This window comes from Candidatus Hydrogenedentota bacterium (genome assembly GCA_035450225.1).
Classification (GTDB): domain Bacteria; phylum Hydrogenedentota; class Hydrogenedentia; order Hydrogenedentales; family SLHB01; genus DSVR01.
In genome coordinates, this window is sequence record DAOTMJ010000005.1 from 162,747 (window position 1) to 180,585 (window position 17,839).

12 protein-coding genes are annotated in these 17,839 nt (G+C 60.5%); 3 read left to right on the forward strand and 9 right to left on the reverse strand.

Annotated elements, in window-relative coordinates; translation table 11 throughout:
- Nucleotides 1–2 precede the first annotated feature (2 nt).
- From P5540_05400 to P5540_05435, 8 genes are all read right to left on the reverse strand, one after another.
- A complete protein-coding gene (locus P5540_05400) occupies nucleotides 3–4,505 on the reverse strand; it encodes an NAD(P)-binding protein (protein HRT64244.1) in 4,503 nt (1,500 codons plus the stop codon).
- Nucleotides 4,506–4,507: 2 nt separating this feature from the next.
- Nucleotides 4,508–5,389: a CoB--CoM heterodisulfide reductase iron-sulfur subunit B family protein gene (locus P5540_05405; GenBank protein ID HRT64245.1), complete on the reverse strand. Its 882-nt coding sequence runs from the start codon at nucleotides 5,387–5,389 to the stop codon at nucleotides 4,508–4,510.
- Nucleotides 5,386–5,973 (reverse strand): 4Fe-4S dicluster domain-containing protein, encoded by a 588-nt coding sequence (locus P5540_05410; GenBank protein ID HRT64246.1) that lies wholly within the window; start codon nucleotides 5,971–5,973, stop codon nucleotides 5,386–5,388. The genes P5540_05405 and P5540_05410 overlap by 4 nt, the downstream gene beginning before the upstream one ends.
- A gap of 5 nt (nucleotides 5,974–5,978) precedes the next feature.
- Entirely contained in the window at nucleotides 5,979–8,630 is a 2,652-nt protein-coding gene (locus tag P5540_05415; GenBank protein ID HRT64247.1) for a glutamate synthase, read from the reverse strand.
- Nucleotides 8,627–10,141, reverse strand: coding sequence for a glutamate synthase-related protein (locus tag P5540_05420; GenBank protein ID HRT64248.1), 1,515 nt, complete (start codon nucleotides 10,139–10,141; stop codon nucleotides 8,627–8,629). The genes P5540_05415 and P5540_05420 overlap by 4 nt, the downstream gene beginning before the upstream one ends.
- A gap of 6 nt (nucleotides 10,142–10,147) precedes the next feature.
- Complete coding sequence (locus tag P5540_05425) at nucleotides 10,148–11,536, reverse strand: glutamate synthase-related protein (protein ID HRT64249.1); 1,389 nt, start codon at nucleotides 11,534–11,536, stop codon at nucleotides 10,148–10,150.
- A gap of 2 nt (nucleotides 11,537–11,538) precedes the next feature.
- Entirely contained in the window at nucleotides 11,539–12,453 is a 915-nt protein-coding gene (locus P5540_05430; GenBank protein HRT64250.1) for a methylenetetrahydrofolate reductase, read from the reverse strand.
- Between the two features lie 78 nt (nucleotides 12,454–12,531).
- Nucleotides 12,532–12,936 carry a hydrogenase iron-sulfur subunit gene (locus P5540_05435; GenBank protein HRT64251.1) on the reverse strand — a complete coding sequence of 135 codons (405 nt, stop codon included), beginning with the start codon at nucleotides 12,934–12,936 and terminating at the stop codon, nucleotides 12,532–12,534.
- 525 nt (nucleotides 12,937–13,461) lie between these two features.
- Between P5540_05435 and P5540_05440 the strand changes: the two genes are divergently transcribed.
- Genes P5540_05440 through P5540_05450 form a run of 3 tightly spaced genes read left to right on the forward strand, consistent with a single transcriptional unit; the run spans nucleotide 13,462 to nucleotide 15,853 of the window.
- Nucleotides 13,462–13,968, forward strand: coding sequence for a GNAT family N-acetyltransferase (locus P5540_05440; protein HRT64252.1), 507 nt, complete (start codon nucleotides 13,462–13,464; stop codon nucleotides 13,966–13,968).
- Nucleotides 13,965–14,738 carry an acyl-CoA dehydratase activase gene (locus tag P5540_05445; GenBank protein HRT64253.1) on the forward strand — a complete coding sequence of 258 codons (774 nt, stop codon included), beginning with the start codon at nucleotides 13,965–13,967 and terminating at the stop codon, nucleotides 14,736–14,738. Before P5540_05440 ends, P5540_05445 begins: the two co-directional genes overlap by 4 nt.
- A 59-nt stretch (nucleotides 14,739–14,797) precedes the next feature.
- Nucleotides 14,798–15,853, forward strand: a complete 1,056-nt coding sequence (locus P5540_05450) for an exo-alpha-sialidase (protein HRT64254.1) — start codon at nucleotides 14,798–14,800, stop codon at nucleotides 15,851–15,853.
- Between the two features lie 151 nt (nucleotides 15,854–16,004).
- Here the strand turns inward: P5540_05450 and P5540_05455 are convergent, their stop codons facing one another.
- Nucleotides 16,005–17,429 carry a Mur ligase family protein gene (locus P5540_05455; protein HRT64255.1) on the reverse strand — a complete coding sequence of 475 codons (1,425 nt, stop codon included), beginning with the start codon at nucleotides 17,427–17,429 and terminating at the stop codon, nucleotides 16,005–16,007.
- Nucleotides 17,430–17,839 lie beyond the last annotated feature (410 nt).

The window sequence follows — 17,839 nt, forward strand, 5'->3', positions numbered from 1 at the left end:
AATCAATCGAGTCCTTTATGCCAACGCGGCGGCGCCACGCCCACTTGTTCGAGATAATCCAAATCAACGGATTCCTCCGTGGAATCGCCCACCAGCAGGAAATCGAGCGCGCGTAGAATCTGGTTGTCGAGATAATGGCGCAACTCGATCGCCTTGGCGGGGCACTCGGCGGTGCAACTGCCGCAGCCCATACAGACCACGCCTTGGATTTCCGCCTTGTTGTTGCGCCCGATCATCGGCGCATGGTACGGGCAGATGTGCACGCAGGTCATGCACGAGATGCACTTGTCGGGATCGACCCACGCGATTTGCCCGCCGACCGGCATGGTTTTGCGCGATAAGATCGAAGCGGCGCGGGCCGCGACGGCGTTGGCTTGCGAAAGGGTCTCACCGATGCTCTTGGGGGCATGCGCCGTGCCGCACAGGAACAGACCCTCGCTCGCAAAATCCACGGGCCGCAACTTGACGTGCGCTTCAAGGAAGAAACCGTCCGCATTGAGCGGAACGCGGAGCAACTCGGACAGTTCCTCCCGATCCGCACGCGGGATCATCGGCGCCGCCAGCACAATCATGTCCGGTTTCAATTCCAGTGTCCGGCCAAGACTGGGCTCGTTTACACGAAGGAGGCCGGCGGCATCGAGTTCCGGCGGCTGTTCCACGTCATACCGGATGAACAGCACGCCCTGCTTGCGCGCCTCGCGATAGGCCGCCTCGCGGAATCCGTAGGTGCGCATGTCGCGGTACAGGACCACGATCCGCGCCTGGGGATAGCGCGCGCGCAGGATTAGCGCGTTCTTGACCGCCGTGGCGCAGCAGACCCGGCTGCAATAGGGATGATCGCCGTTGCGCTGCTCGACGCATTGAATCATGACCACCGTGCCCCTATCCGGCAAGCGAATTTCATCGCGGCCCAGGCGTTCGGACAATTCCAGTTGCGTAAGAACCTTGTCGTTCGTTCCGTAACCGTAACTGTGCGGGCGCAATTCGGTCGCGCCGGTCGCCACGACCACGACACCGTGTTTTACGACACGCGACTGGCCGTTTGAAGCGATAGTCGAGGAAAACGCGCCGATATGGCCTTCCACCTTGGAAGCTTTGGCATTCAAATGGACTGTAATCCGATTATCGGCATTGACTTTTTCGATGGTCGTGTCGAGGAACGCCTGCACGTCCGATCCGTCAAGGGTACGGTAAATGCGGCGCGCCGTGCCGCCCAGCGTGTCCGACTTTTCAACGAGGTGGACGGAAAAGCCCTGACTCGCGATGGCCAGCGCCGCCGTCATGCCGGCAATGCCGCCGCCGACGATCAGCGCCGCCTTTTCAACCGGCGCCGTCTCGTCTTTGAGCGGAACGAGTTCCGCGGCCCGCGCAACGATCATGCGAACAATTTCGATGGCCTTTTGCGTGGCGGCCTCGTGGTCGCCCGCATGCACCCACGAACATTGCTCCCGAATATTGGCCATTTCAAGCAGGTACGGGTTCAGGCCAGCGTCGCGCAAGGTATCGCGGAAAATCGGCTCATGCGTGCGCGGCGTACACGACGCGACAACCACCCGGTTGAGGCGATGCTCGGCGATATGCTGCTTGATTCGTGCCTGGCTGTCGTCCGCGCAGGTGTAGACGGTGTGCTCGGCATACACCACATGGGGCAGCGTCTTGATGCGCTCGACGACACGCTCGACATCAACGACGGACGCGATATTGCTTCCGCAGTGACAGACGAACACGCCGATGCGCGGCGGTTCGTCGGTGACGTCGCGCTGTGGCGGATATTGCTTGACGCGCACTTGCGTGCCGCGCGCGGGCGAGAGCAACGCCATGGCGCGCGCCGCGGCGGCGCTGGCTTGCATGACGGTGTCCGGGATGTCTTTTGGTTCCTGGAACGCGCCGCCCACGAACACGCCGGGGCGCGACGTGTCAACTGGACTTAGTTCGGATGTTTCCGCGAATCCCCATTTGTTGAGCGCAATACCCATCGCGCCGGCCTGATTGAGGAGCGCCTCGCTCGGCTCGAATCCGACCGACAACACCACCATGTCGAATTCTTCCTCGACTTGCCTGCGATCCGGTCCGAAATACGCGAGCGCAAGATTCTTCGTGTCCGGCATTTCGAACGTGCGCGAGATGAAGGATCGCACGTAGCGGATGCCCATGTTGCGCGCGCGTTCATAGTAACGGTCGAAATCCTTGCCGAATGCGCGAAGATCAAGGAAGAATATCGTGATGTCAAGATCCGGCTCGTGTTCTTTCGCCAGGATGGCCTCCTTCGTGGCGGCCATGCAGCACACGGACGAACAATATTCGTTGTCGCAACCCGTGTCGCGCGACCCGACGCATTGGATGAAGGCCAGACGCTTGGGCGTTTTGCCGTCAGAGGGACGGACAACATGGCCTTGGGTCGGCCCCGATGCGGACAGGATTCGCTCAAATTGAACGTTGGTGACGACATTCTGCGCGTGTCCGAATCCGAATTCGCCGCGCCGGCCGCCGTCGAACGCCTCGAATCCCGGCGCAAGCACGACGGCGCCCACTTCGAGTTCGATGGTCCGCGCGGTTTGTTCGTGCATGATGGCGCCGGCCTTGCACGCCTCGACGCACCGCAGACACTCGCAGCAGACGCCGCAATTGAGGCAGCGCCGCGCCTCGCGTTGGGCCTCTTCGGCGGTGTAGGTATGCTCGACTTCGCGAAAGTCCCTGATACGCTCGGATACGTCCCGTTCGGCCGGGGCCACACGATCCGCTTCCTCGATCTTTTTCTTGAGTTTCTTGAGATCGTCCGGACACAGCGGGTTCGGACGTTCGGAGGGCCTTGCAATCCCCGTATCCAACGGCCTGCCGGAAAGATAGTTGTCAATGCCCTTCGCGGCGCGCTTGCCGTGCGCGATGGCGTCAATCACGCTCGACGGTCCCATGACCACGTCGCCGCCCGCGAAGAACCCCTTGCGCGACGCCGCCATCGTCACTTCGTCGGTCACGATAGTTCCCCACCGCGAGACATCGAGTCCGAAGAGTTCCGCCAGTTTGCGGTCAACCGACTGGCTGACCGCCGGAATCAACGTGTCGAGTTGGATCTCAAATTCGGAACCTTCTATGGGAACGGGACGGCGGCGGCCGCTCTCGTCCGGTTCGCCGAGTTGCATCCGTTTGCACCGGAGCATCGTCAACGTGCCGTTTTCCGCCACGGCCCGGATCGGCGCGGCCAAGTACTGGATCTCGACGCCTTCCGCGATGGCGGCATCAATTTCGAGCGGGTCGGCCGGCATTTCGTCGCGCGTGCGGCGATAAAGGATCATGACTTTCTGTGCGCCCAGACGTACGGCGGTGCGAGCGGCGTCTATGGCGGTGTTACCGCCGCCGACCACCACCACGCGCTTCCCGATTGGAGGTTTTTCACCGAGGGCATACTGGCGCAGGAAATCGGCGCCGTGCATGACGCCCTTGGCATTCTCGCCGGGGATGTCGAGTTTCTGGCTTTCATGCGCGCCCGTGGCAATGAACACCGCATCGAAATCGTTTGTAATCGAATCGGCGGACACGTCCCTACCCGCCGCCGTGCGCGTTTTGAATTCGACGCCCAAGGATCGGATTCCCGCCAAGTCCCGTTCTAGAATATCCGGCGGGAGCCGGTAATCGGGAATTCCAACCGACAACATGCCGCCCAGCACCGGCAATGCCTCGAATACGGTCACTTGATGTCCCGCCAGCGCCAGAAAATGCGCGGCGGAAAGGCCCGCCGGTCCCGACCCAATAATCGCGACTGACTTGCCCGTCGCTGGGATGTCCGCGGGCGGCGTCATCGAAGGGAATTGATCCATGGCGAACCGCTTGAGGCCGCGGATATTGACGGGTTCATCAACCGCGCCCCGGTTGCATTTCAGTTCGCACGGATGAAAGCATACACGCCCGCAAATCGAGGGCAGCGGGTTTTCACGCCGGATGACGTCGGCGGCTTCCTGAAAACGGCCCGCCGCAATCAGCGCGACATACGCCTGCACGCTCGAATCAATCGGACAGCCGGAACTGCACACCGCGCGCCCGCGTTTCTGAATGACGAACGCATTCGGCGCGGCTTGCGCATAAACGCGATCGATGGCTTTGCGCGTGCCAAGTTGCGCATCGAACGCACTCGGAACTTCAATGGGGCATACCGCGGAACAGTCGCCGCACATCGTGCATTTGTCTATGTCCACATAACGCGGCCGCTGAAGCACCGTCGCCTTGAAATGCCCCGGTTCTCCATCGAGTTTGACGACATCGGCCATGGTGAGCACTTCAATGTTCGGATCGCGCATGCACTCGACGAGTTTCGGCGAAATGATGCACGTCGCGCAATCACCCGTCGGAAACGTCTTGTCCAACCGCGCCATGCCACCGCCCACAGCCGCCTTGTCTTCCACAAGGTAAACGTGGAAACCGGCGGCGGACAAGTCGAGCGAGGCCTGAATGCCGGCCACGCCCGCACCGCATACCAGAACCGCACCCGTTGGAATCGAATTGCCATCCATGCTCATGACCTTCCCGCGGCGGCGCATCGCGCGGACAAATGGTCGGCGCTGATGGTAAGTGCGTCGAGGCCCAGTGCGCCCTTGGGTATGCCCAACGCAAGCCCCAGCAATTGCGTGATATAGACAACCGGAATATCGGGAACGTCCGCGTGGCCCTTGCGGGCTTCGGGTTGCCTGAAATCCAAGTTCAACTGGCAAAGCGGACAGGCCACGACCATGCACTCCGCTCCGGCCCGGTGGGCCATGGACAACAACCGATAACCAAGGCGATTGACGACATCCGTTTTGGAGATCGAAAGACTCGCGCCGCAACATTCGGTTTTCAGCGGCCAATCCACGGCCTGCGCGCCGGACGCCTTGACCAGATCGTCCATGCAGGACGGATGCTCGGCGTCGTCGAACGCGACAACCTCCGGAGGACGCGACAATAGACAACCGTAATAGGACGCAACGCGAAGTCCGCTCAACGGCTTTTGAATGCGCCCGCGGATTTCACGCACGCCGAAATCATTGACGAGCACGTCGAGAATGTGGCGCACCTTCACGCCGCCGTCATAGGGTTTACCGGTGATCCGTTCCGCGCGTTCACGCTCGCCGGCATCGGCATTCACCTTGTGATTGGCTGTCCGCAGCCGCGCGTAACACGAGGCGCAGGCGGTCAGCACGTCCGAATATCCCGCGGCCCGCGCCTTCTGCAGATTCATGACCGGCAACGCCACGGCCAGCGAGGCATTGCTGGAATGCGCGGGCGTCGAACCACAGCACACCCACTCGGGAATGTCGGCCAACTCGATGCCCAGCGCCTTGCACACGGCGCGGGTGGATTTGTCGAAATCCCACGCGGTGGATTCGAGGCTGCAGCCGGGGAAAAAGGCGTACTTCACCGTTTCTTCTCCTCCTCTTCGGCCCGCTTGAAGACTTTGCGCACATCCTTGGCGCTCCTCGTGAAATGGGGCAGCATGGCCAGTTTGCGCTTTTGCAGCATCCGGGGAATTTTGTCCATGTCGGAAAAGAAGTCCCGGCTTAGAAGTTTATAGAGGGTCATCATGCCGGCCTCGAACACGCGCCCGTGCCAACGCACGCTGGCAAGAAACGCCTTGTTGAAACTTCGGGTGCGCGCATCGCTTGCGGATGCCTTGTCCTCGACGGCCATCATCCGCAGCGTGTCCATGACGGCGGCAATGTCAATGCCCATCGGACAACGCGTGGTGCAAGCCTCGCAGGAAGCGCAAACCCAGATGGCCCCGGAATCGAGGATCTCGTTCTTCGCGCCCAGATGAATCAGGCGCATGATCTGGCTCGACAACAAATCCATCTCGGGCGCGACAGGACATCCCGAAGAGCATTTGTGACACTGAAAACACGTGCCGACAGCCGCGCCGCTCCGGCGTTCCACCTCGGATAAAAGCGTGCTGTCCGTCCATTCCAGCGACGATGGAATCGTTGCGTTGATTTGCATGGCGTTCATGATGATTACTCGCCCACCTCGTCCGTTATTTCGGCGGCCTTTATCATTTCCTTCTTAAAAGGCGCCACTTTCTGGTAAACCTGCTCCGGGCGCCTGATCACGCCATCCACGGTCAGCAGGTCCCGATCGACACGAATGCCGAACAGGCGCTCGTTCTCCTGGAGATAGGGCAGAATAAGCCGCCAATCTTCAGGCGTCAGCGGAAGATACATGCCGCCGTTCAGTTGTTCCACAACCAATGTCCGATGCGGATCGCGCACGTAAATCGCGCCGCCCGACGCCAACGAAAGCAAATTGCCGCCCGCATAGGGAAGATCCAGCGGAACCACATGCCCGTCCTGATCAAAACGGACGCCGTTCACAATGACGAATCCGCCACCGTCAAGCGGATCGCCCGCCATGAACGATTCCGCGAGGAAATCCAGCGCAGTGCCGTTGATGACGACGCGCGGCTTGCCCACGGCATTGATCAGCGGACGTCCCGCGAGGTTGCCCTGCACGAAGATCGTGCCGCCCTTGGCGCCGTACAGGAAGGTCTGGCCGGCGTCGCCATAGACGACCATCTTGCCGCGCTTGGCGATCTGGCCAACTTGGTCTTGGGCATTACAGTGGACGTAGACTTCAAGTCCGTCCATGCCGGATCCCAGATAGTCGCCGGGATTGTCGTAGCAATCAATGCGCAGGCCGTCGGTGGCCGGACCGAAACCCGACGCATGGAAGCGGGTCCCGCGCGAATTATAATGAACAATATGACGCCATCCGAGATTATAGGCATCCACCGCGACGCGCGCGTCGCAATCCGCGCCTTGCGGGGCGAATCCGCGCGCGTCTATGAGAAGCGTCCGCTCATTGGATTGCGGCGCGCGAAGCCGATCGCGCGTGGCCAGGGTAACCCGCCGATAGACGCTCTCGCGCGGATCGTCGAGCAAGGGCTGTTGCGCGAAGATCTTTTCGAGTCCATCGCGCAAAATCGTGTAGACGGAACCGCGCTTCTTCTCTCCCGTGGGATAGCGGCGATCGATACACAATGTCAACGCCTCGATGCCGACGCGCGGAGCGCGGAGCGCCGTCTGGGCGGCCAGTTCGCTTACCGCATTACGGAGCCGATCGTAATCCATGCCCGCTATTGCATCGCGCAGATACCCGAAAAGCCCGGCGGCATCGTTGTCGTGTATGGCGCGTTCGATGGCCGATGAATCTTCCTCGGCGGACGTCGAAACACTTGGTGCAATCGAGAGATCGCAATGGACTTGGCCGCGCGGGGTTGAAACCGGCACGCCGAACTTGTCGGTGGCGTTCAAACGATAATGTCCGTTTTCGCCCTTTTCAGGCACGATGTTGAAGAGGAACGCGCCGCCGTCCGTAAAACTGCCTCCGCGGGCGTTCCAATATTGGTCGGCCACGGGCAGGAACCGCGGATCTTCCTTGTTGAGGCTGGCGAGCGTCGCATCAATGGCCTGCTTTTCCGAGCAAATCAGCCCGATGGAAACGTCCTTTCCTTCCTGCAGCGCAAAGACCTGCGGGCGCAGCATGGCCGTGTCCGTGATGCCGAGAAGTTGGAATCCCTTCATCTCGCTCAATGTCCGGGCGATGATGAAGAACCACGGGCCGTCGGGCGATCCGTGAATATGCGACGCCTGAATCTGCCGGTAAATACGCTGGCGTTCCGGAGAAAGCCGGTCGAAATCGAGTTCCGTCGTCGGCGCAAGCGCCTCGATGATGTACTCGACGGGATACTTGTACACGCGGTGCATCAGGTCGAACAACATGACGGAAACCTCGGTGTCCGTCAGGAATCGCGGAAAAAGGTTGCGCTGCGCCAAGTACTCGCACACCGAGACGTAATTCGCGAAGTCGCCGTTGTGCACCAGCGCCTCGTTCATACCGATGAACGGATGCGCGCCGCCCGGATGCCAGACCCGGCCGCGGGTCGGATAGCGCTGGTGGGCGATCCACACATGTGCCCGCACGTTCTCCATCTTGTAGTACTGGACGGACGCTTCGGCGTACCCGACGATTTTCATAATGATGAGATTGCGGGCGTGCGACACGACGAACGCGCGTTTCTCGCCGAGCGATGCGTAAAACTCGTCGTTCAACTTGACGGAATTCTGAAAAACGAACTCGTCCTCGATTTCGCGTTCGCGCAAATCCGCAAGGTTCTTCTCCGTTGCGAAACGTTCTAATGCGTCCTTCTTGACGCGCACGAAGTAGCGTGCGACATCGGGCGGGCGCATGTCGAGCAGGGGCACATCGCGATAATCGTCAACAGTCGAGATCAGCCCGCCGTGGCTGACGTCAAAGAACGGTTCGATGTACTTCTTCTCGACCTCTTCCCGCGCATTCGGATCGAGCAGGGCGATTTGCAGGATGTAACTCTCGTCGAGCGTGTCGCGCGACACGCCCAAATCCTCCGGCGCAAGACCGCACGCCGCGATGCCGCCGCCCTTGCCGTTGCCGCGATTGCGCATCTGGATGGACGGTTCGTAGATGTGCTTGCCGCGCACGGGAATGGTGCAGGCAAAACCCGTGACGCCGCAGCCACCTTCCGCTTCCGGAGACCGCTGATACCAGTCGCCATTCGGACGCAACCCGGCCCGGGCACGGATCAGGCGGGTCGCAACATCCATTTTGTTCATGAAGGAATGCGGCGTCATGCTTCGGTTCCATTCTCGTAATCGAGGTGCATCAACAGGTCGGTGCGGCCCCGCAGCGCGGCCACAGAATCCAACCCCAGCCGGTACAGAATGTCTATCAACATCTCGCGCCATGCGGTGTACATGTTGACAAGCCGTTGCGTCGCCCACTCGATTGAAATCAGTTCAAGCAGACCGGAGTCCGTGGTACAAATCCCACGGGGACATCCGCGCCCGCTCTCGCAGCAGCCGCACCGGATGCATTCGAGCGCGACCAGTTCCGCCGTGCCGATTACGCATCCGTCGGCGCCCAGGGCGATGGCCTTCGCGACGTCCGCCGGCGTGCGGATGCCGCCGCTGGCGATCAACGTGATCTCGTCGCGCACGCCTTCGGCGGTAAGGAACTGGTGGCACTGGTTGATGGCGTATTCGATGGGCAACGCGATGTTCTTCTTGGCGATGTTCGGCGCGGCGCCGGTGCCGCCGTAACTGCCGTCAATATGGACGATGTGCGCGCCCGCGCAATACACGCCCACGGCCACCATGTCCACGTCCGCCGGCGTCGAGACCTTGGCCGACAACAACGCGCGCGGATTCACATGGGCAATCCAGTCGAGATGCTTCTTGTGATCTTCGATCGAATAGACGCTATGGAATGGGAACGGCGAAAAGAGCGAAGTGCCGACCACCGCTTCGCGCATGGCGGCCACTTCCGGTGTATTTTTATCGCCGAGCAGATGGCCGCCCAAGCCTGGTTTCGCGCCTTGGGCATATTTGAACTCGACAATCCGCGCGCGCTTGATGGTTTCTTCGCGGACGCCGAACAGGCCCGTGGCCACTTGCGTAATGACATGATCCGCGTAGGGTATGAAACGCTCCGGATAGCCACCCTCGCCGGTGCATGTAAACGAATTCCATGCCTTGGCGACACGCGCCTTGCCGAGCAGCGCGCGGATATTCGTCGAGCCGAACGACATACCGCCGCCATACCAGGGCACATCTATCTTGATCTTGGGACGCGAGTCGTTCCGCCGGTTGAGCAGCAACTCGGTCGAGATGTCCTCGCGCCGAATCCCTGTTTTTTCGGGATACCGAAACCGCAGTTTGTCGAATCCGCCGCCCGAAGCGCCCGTCTCGCATTCGAGATGGGCGGGGGGGCGTTGCCCGGTCTCGGCCATGGCCCATGTGCTTGCCAGCAAGTCAGGCGTCCAGCGGTAATCGCCCAGCGTGGCAAACGCCGGGTTGTCGGACAACGACAATGATCCGACCGGACACGCGGCAATGCAATAATGCCCGGTTTGCTCGCATTCAAAACCGATGCAACGATAGTCGAGGGGTCGAATCGGCGCGCGATAGCCTTCGGGGCGTTTGTGAACGCCATAGGGACACAATTCGACGCATTTTCCGCAGGCCGTGCAGCGCGAGTCGCGATAGACGCGGAATTTGCCGAGTTCGTTGCGATACCTCGGCGACGCCACGCGCACTTCGCGGCGAACCTCGTTGGAAAAATCGGTTGATGCCATCGCGCTCATAGCCGGCTATGCTCCCGCTTTCCGTTTGCCGAACAGGCGGCCGAAATGCGTCGCCTCGAGATCCTCGAAAAACATTGCGCGCCCTGTTTCACCGCGCAGACGGCGCATTTCGCGAATGCCCATCGCGCCCAGCAGTTCAAGCAACTGGTTTCGCCACGCGCCCATAAGGTTCACAATCCGCTGAACCCCGTAGTCCTCCCCGGCGTCCTCGACGCGAACGGGACACCTCTCGCCGCGCGCGCATTCGCCGCACAACCGGCATTCGAGCGCGATCATGAGCGGCAGGTCGATCGCGACGAGATCCGCCCCGCAAATGATGGCCTTCGCGACATGCTCGGCCTGCGCAATTCCGCCCGATGCGATAATCGTGACGAGATCGCGCATTCCTTCCTTCACCAAGACCCGATGCACCTCGCGCAATACGTCGCGCATGTGGCGGGAATTCGACGGCGTGTGTTCACGTCCATGCGCGTCGAACACAAGATGCACAATCTCCGCTCCATCCCGCGTCAATTGGCAGATTCGGTTCGCGGAGTCCGGCGTGGCCTCCAGCCGGATGGCGACCAGGCGATTGGGCGACTGGGTCTTGATGCGTTGTTGGACGGCAAGGACATTTTCGTCGCAAGAGATCATTATCATTGGCGCGGACGGATGAATGGGGGACTCCGCGCCGTCGTATAACGGAATGCCGTGCCCCTCGTCGAACGAAACTCCCTCCGGTGTTTCGCGTCCATCAGCCACAAACAACGTGCCAAGGGTTGCCGCGGCCATTGCTATCGTCCGTATCACCGATCCGCGCCGGAATTGCACCGGCACGATGTCGAAGATCACCGGAAACGGAATTTCCATTAGCGCGGGCGGCGTATCCATCATCCGGCCATCGCGAAAAGATAAAAACGGAGGCTTGCGTCCGATGTCCACGCTCGTGCAGATGTATTCGCGTCCGTGGATGCCGTCGCGCGTCGGACGGACGATTTCCGACATGTCCGTCCACATCGAATCGAAATCGGGACCACAGAACGGGCCGCCGTACCCTGAACCGGACACGGGAATGGATCCCGTCTCGGCCTGATACCAGTTGGACATGATGATTTCAGGCGTATAATAGTCGTCGCCAAGACGCCGGTATTCGGGATTGACGACGCGGGTAAGGATCCCTTTTGTGCAATTCTGCACGCAGGTCAGGCAACCTTTGCATTGGTATACATAATCGAGGTAACCGATCTCGTCGCGTAACGTGTCGGCCTCTTCGCGATAGAACCCGTACACACAGTCGCGCTTGACGCAGTTGTGGCAATTCGAACAATCCTCGCGCCAATCCACTATGCCCAGTTTACCCACGGGCCGTTCGCGGGGCGGCGCGGAACGGGTGTCAATATGATACTTGGCCGGCACGATCAGCGAACTCCCAATCCGGCACGCTCGATGATTTCAAGGGCGGCGCTCTCATCGTCTTCCGCGCAAATTTGGAATCCGCGCAATCCCTTGAGGCCGGAAAGTTGCCGAATGGTTTCCAATGCGATGCCGATACCCGCTTCGCGCTGCGCCTGGGTATCACCGGCGGACGACAGCGCATCCAACAGTTCGCGGGGAACCAGCGGCGACGGCCGGCTCGACGCGAATACGGCCGCCCCGGCGGCATCGCACAGCGGTTGAATGCAGGCTAAAATGGCCGCGCGCTCGTGAAGACCGCGCTTCTCAATCTGCTCCCACCATGCGCGAAACCGTTCGATATCGTACACGGGTTGCGTAATCAAGAAGCGTGCGCCCGCATTCAACTTCTTCGCAAGCCGAATCAGTTGCATTTCCATCGGATCCGCAAATGGCGCCGCGACGGCGCCCAGACAGAACGGTCCCACGCTTTCGAAACGTTCCGGATATACCGCCGAACCTTCGGCCAAGCGGGTCAATGCATCAATCAACTGAATCGAGTCTATGTCGTACACATTCTTGGCGGGACGGCACACGCCGAGGGTCTGATGCGTGCCGCTGGTGCAGAAGATGTTCCGCACGCCCAGCGCCTGCGCGCCGAGACATTCCGCCAGCAACGCAATGCGGTTCCGGTCGCGCGTTACGATGTGCAGGATGGTTTCGAGGCCTTCCGACGCGACAATCCCCGCCGCGGCCAGCGCCGACATGCACACGCCATGGCGGTTATCGCTCAAACCGATCGCGTCAACCTTGCCGGCAAACCGTTTCGCGGTCGCGCGAAGCGGCGCGGCGTCCCCGCTCTTCGGCGGTTCAACCTCGACGAGCAGGATCGGTTTTCCCGAGTCTATCCTTGCCTGGAGTCCCGCGGCCTTTTCACTCATACGTCTTTACCTTCACCCAATGTCTGCATTCGCTCCAAATCCTTCCGCCGGACAACGACGCCGTTGCCGGACAAGACATCACACAAGAATCGGGCTTTCACCCAATGCCCTGAACCGTTCCACGGCGTCGCGGATTAGCACTTGAAGATCGCTGCCGGGCAGGCAATGAATGATTTCAGCGCGTTCCGGCTCCATGCCTATTTCGGCCAAGAGACGCCGCGCCGTGCGTATGCGGATTTCGGCGCGGTAGTTGCCCTGCGCCAGATGGCATTCTCCCCGGGGACACGCCACCACGAGAACACCCCGTCCGCCCGATTCGATGGCATGAAAAAGATACTGCGGATCGGTCTTGCCGCTGCACGGCAATTCTTTCACGCGCACATGAACACCATCCTGAGTCCATTGGCGCGGGAGAAGAACACCCGCGGGAATACAACGATGACAAACGTATACTGTCACGCCCGTATAAACGGTTTCACTCATGAGGTTCTCACTGCGCATCGCCGAAAAACAAATATCTTTTCCGGACGGCCTTGTCGGGTATGCCATGCAATCCTACAGGAAGGAACGCTCTGGACAGCCTCAATCCATGCACCGATTATAGCCGCCGACCGGAAGGCTTGTCAAAAAAAATTGCATAATTTATTTTCAGTCATGGATTTGCCGTTCTTCATACTCTTCGAATCCCTGCCGGGAGACGTTTTCGCCTCAAGATGTAATTATGCACTATTACAGCAGCATATAATCATACCTTTTAGTATGAATTTAAAACGAATGCTACAAAATTGTTGAATTGTCGTTTCAGATACCGGACATAAATCAATCCCGCAAGCCTTCGATACTTGTTCATCCCGCGAAGCATGTTCCGCCGCGGCTGGGCGTTGGCAACATTTTGCACAACAAGGCAGGTTGTGAAATCTTGGGTCGTTCAGGCGTTGCGTCGGCTGCCCGCAGGACCGCAAAGCACGAAGTGGACAGATGCCAAGCCAAAACGGTACCTTACCCCGCATGGAAAACGTGATTATCCGATCCATTGCCGATGGCGATGCCGCGGCGCTTGAATCCGTGTACAATGCGCTGGGCGCGGAGTCGAAGCGCACGTTCCATCCCTTGGGAGATCGGACGACCGTCGAAGCATGCGAGGCCATTATCGCCGAAAACGCGCCGGAAGCCGGCAAAAAATTCGACATGGTGGCCGTGACGAACGGACAGATCATCGGATGGAGTTTCCTCTGGAATCTGTCTTCGGATTGCCCTACCTTCGGCTTGGGCGTCACGGACGAATGGCAGGGAAAAGGGTTGGGCCGACGTCTCATGGATCATGTCCTTGCCGAAGCGGCCCGGCGCGGCATTCCGAGGATTTCCCTGACCGTGGTGCAGGACAACGATCGTGCGCGCGGCATGTACGAGCGGCGCGGCTTCGTTCGGCAGGAATCTTTTTTGGGCGATGACGGTTTGCCTTACTACTACATGACGCTGGAATTGCCCATACAGAGGCAGGAGGAAGCCACGTGATCACAGCCGGCATCGACGCGGGATCCCGCGCGCTGAAGATAGTGCTTTTCGACGCCGATGCCAACACAATTCTCGCGGAAGGCGCCGCGGATCAATCCATTGATCAGCAGGCCCTCGCGGAACGACTGCTGGAATCGCTGCTGGAAAACGCAGGCATCGCGCGCGAAACGCTGGGCGGAATTGTCGCGACAGGGTACGGCCGCAACCTCATCCAATGCGCCGGCACAACCGTCACGGAGATCACCTGCCATGCGCGCGGCGTCCGCTTTATTGCGCCCGATGCTATGACCATCATCGAAATCGGCGGCCAAGACAGCAAATTGATCCGGCTTGATGCAAAGGGAAATGTCCGCGATTTCAGCATGAACGACCGGTGCGCCGCCGGCACGGGCCGTTTTTTCGAGGTGGTTGCATCGCGGCTGGGCGCCGATTGGGCCACGCTCGATCAATGGGCCGGGCAATCCGCCGCACCCGCCTCCATCAGCAGCACTTGCGTCGTCTTTGCCGAAACGGAAATCATCGGATTGCTCGCATCCGGCACGCCGCCCGCCGACATCGTCGCCGGCGTCCAACTCTCGATTGCCAAGCGTGTGGTCGCCATGGCCGGACGCCATGTCGAAGCGCCCATCCTGTTTACGGGCGGCGTCGCACTGGTTCCGGGCATGGCGAAGGCCATCGAGACGGCGCTCGATCGCCCCGTGCGCATGGCGGAAAAACCCCAATTCACCGGCGCGCTCGGCGCCGCAATCATGGCGGCGACCCGGACTTGAATGAATGCGGATTGTACTTTGTGTCGCAACAATGACGATGGCGATGACAAGGAGGATGGATGATGTGGACTCTGGGGATCGTGGCGGGACTGGCTGCGTATGGGCAGGCGGCATTGACGCCCGACGTGTTTCTGCGGCAGGTGATCGAAAAGGGCGGCGGGGCGGACTTCATTTTCGGGGATGATCGCCCCTTCCCCGAATGCCACGCATCCACCCTCGTCGAAACGGGCAATGGAACGTTGCTCTGCGCATGGTTTGGGGGAACCAAGGAAAAAGATCCGGATGTCGGAATTTGGACGTCGCGCTTTGCCAACGGCACATGGTCTCCCGTAAAGCGCACGGCGAAGATAGCCCCAATCGCCCATTGGAACCCGGTTCTCTTCCGCGATCCCAAGCGCGCGACGTATCTTTTTTTCAAGGTCGGCCCCAGCGTGCCGTCATGGCAAACCTATTGGATGCAATCCGGCGACGATGGGGAGACATGGTCTGATCCCGTCGAACTGGCGCCCGGCGATCGCGGCGGGCGCGGTCCCGTGAAGAACAAGCCAATCATTTTGTCCGACGGCGCGTGGCTGGCCCCCGCCTCCACGGAAGAGAAAGCATGGAAAGCGTTCGCCGACCGATCCGAAGACGGCGGCAAAACATGGCAACGTTCGGACGACTTCTTCTTCGACGTCAAAAAAACAAATTGCCGAGGAGCGATCCAGCCGACGTTCTGGGAGTCAGCCCCGGGCCATGTCCATGCGCTCATGCGGACCACGGCCGGCAAAATCGCGCGGGCGGATTCGTCCGACGGCGGCAAGACATGGGCCCCCGCCGAAATGACCGATCTGCCCAACAACAACAGCGGCATTGACGCCCTGCGCCTGGATGACGGCCGCGTGTTGCTCGTGTACAATCCCGTCGCCCGCAATTGGGGGCCGCGCACGCCGCTTACCCTGACCGTATCGAAAGACAACGGCCAAACATGGTCCGCGATCGCCGATTTGGAAACGGCGCCGGGCGAATATTCCTATCCCGCCATCGTGCGCACGTCCAACGGCGTGGCCATTTCATACACATGGAAACGCGAGCGAATCCGCTGTTGGCGGATTCCGGATGAAGTCCTGAAATAGCCTTTTCTCATTGAACCGCCCGGATCAATCATCCAGCGACACGATCCCTTCTCGAAAGGCGAAACGGGTCAGGCCGGCAAGGGTATGCAGGCCAAATGCGGCAGGCTTCCTGCCGATCCATCACGCTCGGAAAATCCATCCGGACACGCGTTCACGAACCGTCTCCCGTCAACTCCCGAAACTTTTGGTATATGCCGCCGAAGGCCCCGTTGCTCATGATGAGCACAAGGTCGCCGGCACGACCGTCGGCAAGAACTTCGCCGGCCATTTGGGCCGCGTCTTCGCCGCAATGCGCTTCGATGCCGCGTGTTTTCAGTTCGGCGACAAGGGCTTCCCGATTGAGACGTTCGTCGTCCGCAATGCGTTCGGCGCGATGGATGGGGCCAAGCCACACCTCGTCCGCCTGCACGAATGCTTCCGTGAGCTCGGCTTGGAAACGATTGGTAACGGTCGTATTCGACCGCGGTTCGAACAGGACGCGCAGGCGGCGCTCCGGCCAGCGGCCGCGCGCCGCGGCGATGGTCTCGCGGATCGCCGTGGGATGGTGCGCAAAATCGTCCACGAAGATCATGCCGCGCGATTCGAGAAAGACTTCCATGCGCCGGCGGACGCCACGAAACGCCGGCATGGCCGCGATAATGGCTTCCGGTTCCGCGCCGAGCGTGCCGGCCACGGCCACGGCGGCCAAGGCGTTCAGCAGATTGTGCCGCCCCGCCAGCGGGATCGCCATTTCCGCCCATGGCTGCCCTTGGCGGTAAACCGCGACCTGCGCGAGGCCGTCATGGAACGTGCCGTCCCACTCGCCACGCCAGTCCGCGCTTTTATCGAAACCGTACGTGGCCGTCCGGCACGGGGCATGCGGAATCAACGCCGCCGCGCCGGGATGATCCGCGCAGGCCAGCAGCCACCCGCCGCGCGGAATCTGCCGCAGCATCCATTGAAACGCGCGCTCGATTTCTCCGAGATCGCGGTAGATGTCGCCGTGATCGAATTCAACGGAAGTCACGACCGCGATTTCAGGGAGATAATGGAAGAACTTCGCACGCTTGTCGAAAAAAGCCGTGTCGTACTCGTCGCCCTCGATAACAAACGGAGCCCCTTCCGAACCGAGCCGGGCCGAATGATCGAAATCGAGCGGCTGTCCGCCGATCAAAAATCCCGGATTGAAGCCGGCGCGATCAAGCAGGCAGGCCGTCAACGCGGTGGTCGTCGTCTTGCCGTGTGTGCCGCAAACCGCCACGGGACGGCGTCGGCGAAGCACCACGTCCTTCAACCACTCCGGCAGGCTTGTATAATGCAGTTTCCGATCCAGGGCCGCTTCGACTTCCGGATTGCCCCGGCTCAGCGCATTGCCAATAACCACCCGATCGGGATTCCAATCCAGATTTTCCGCCCGGTACCCTTCCGCGACGGGCACGCCGAGCGCCGCGACCATGTCCAAGGTCGGCGGATACAGCGGATTGTCGCTGCCCCGGACCTCCCAGCCCGCTTCCACGGCCAAACGCGCCCCCGCCACCATCGCCGTCCCGCCGATTCCCGAAAAATGCACACGCGGCGCGCGCCCGAATCCTGACACTTTGCGCGGATCTCCTGCATGAAAACAGCCGGAACGAATTTCCAGCCTGTGACGCGATCATTCTGGTTGGATTCGGCGTGCCGTGTCAAGCTGAATGCGACCTACCAATTCCCACGCAAGGAACGCGCGGCAAGGATGCCGCGTCTACGATAGAGGCAGCATCCTGCCGCCTTTCCGCCGCCTCGTTCGATCGAGAACACGATGCCCAATCGCGCAGACGATCGTTGCCCCGCATACAGCATCTTTGTCGGCTTTCAGGCACGCTGGCGACCCTGAATCCCTTTTGACCTGCGGATTCGAGTTTGGAATCGCGTGGCCCCAACACCCATGCCCTGTTTTTCATCTGCGTGCATCGGCGTCATCTGCGGAGAACCATACGATCCACAGATGACGCAGATACACGCAGATAT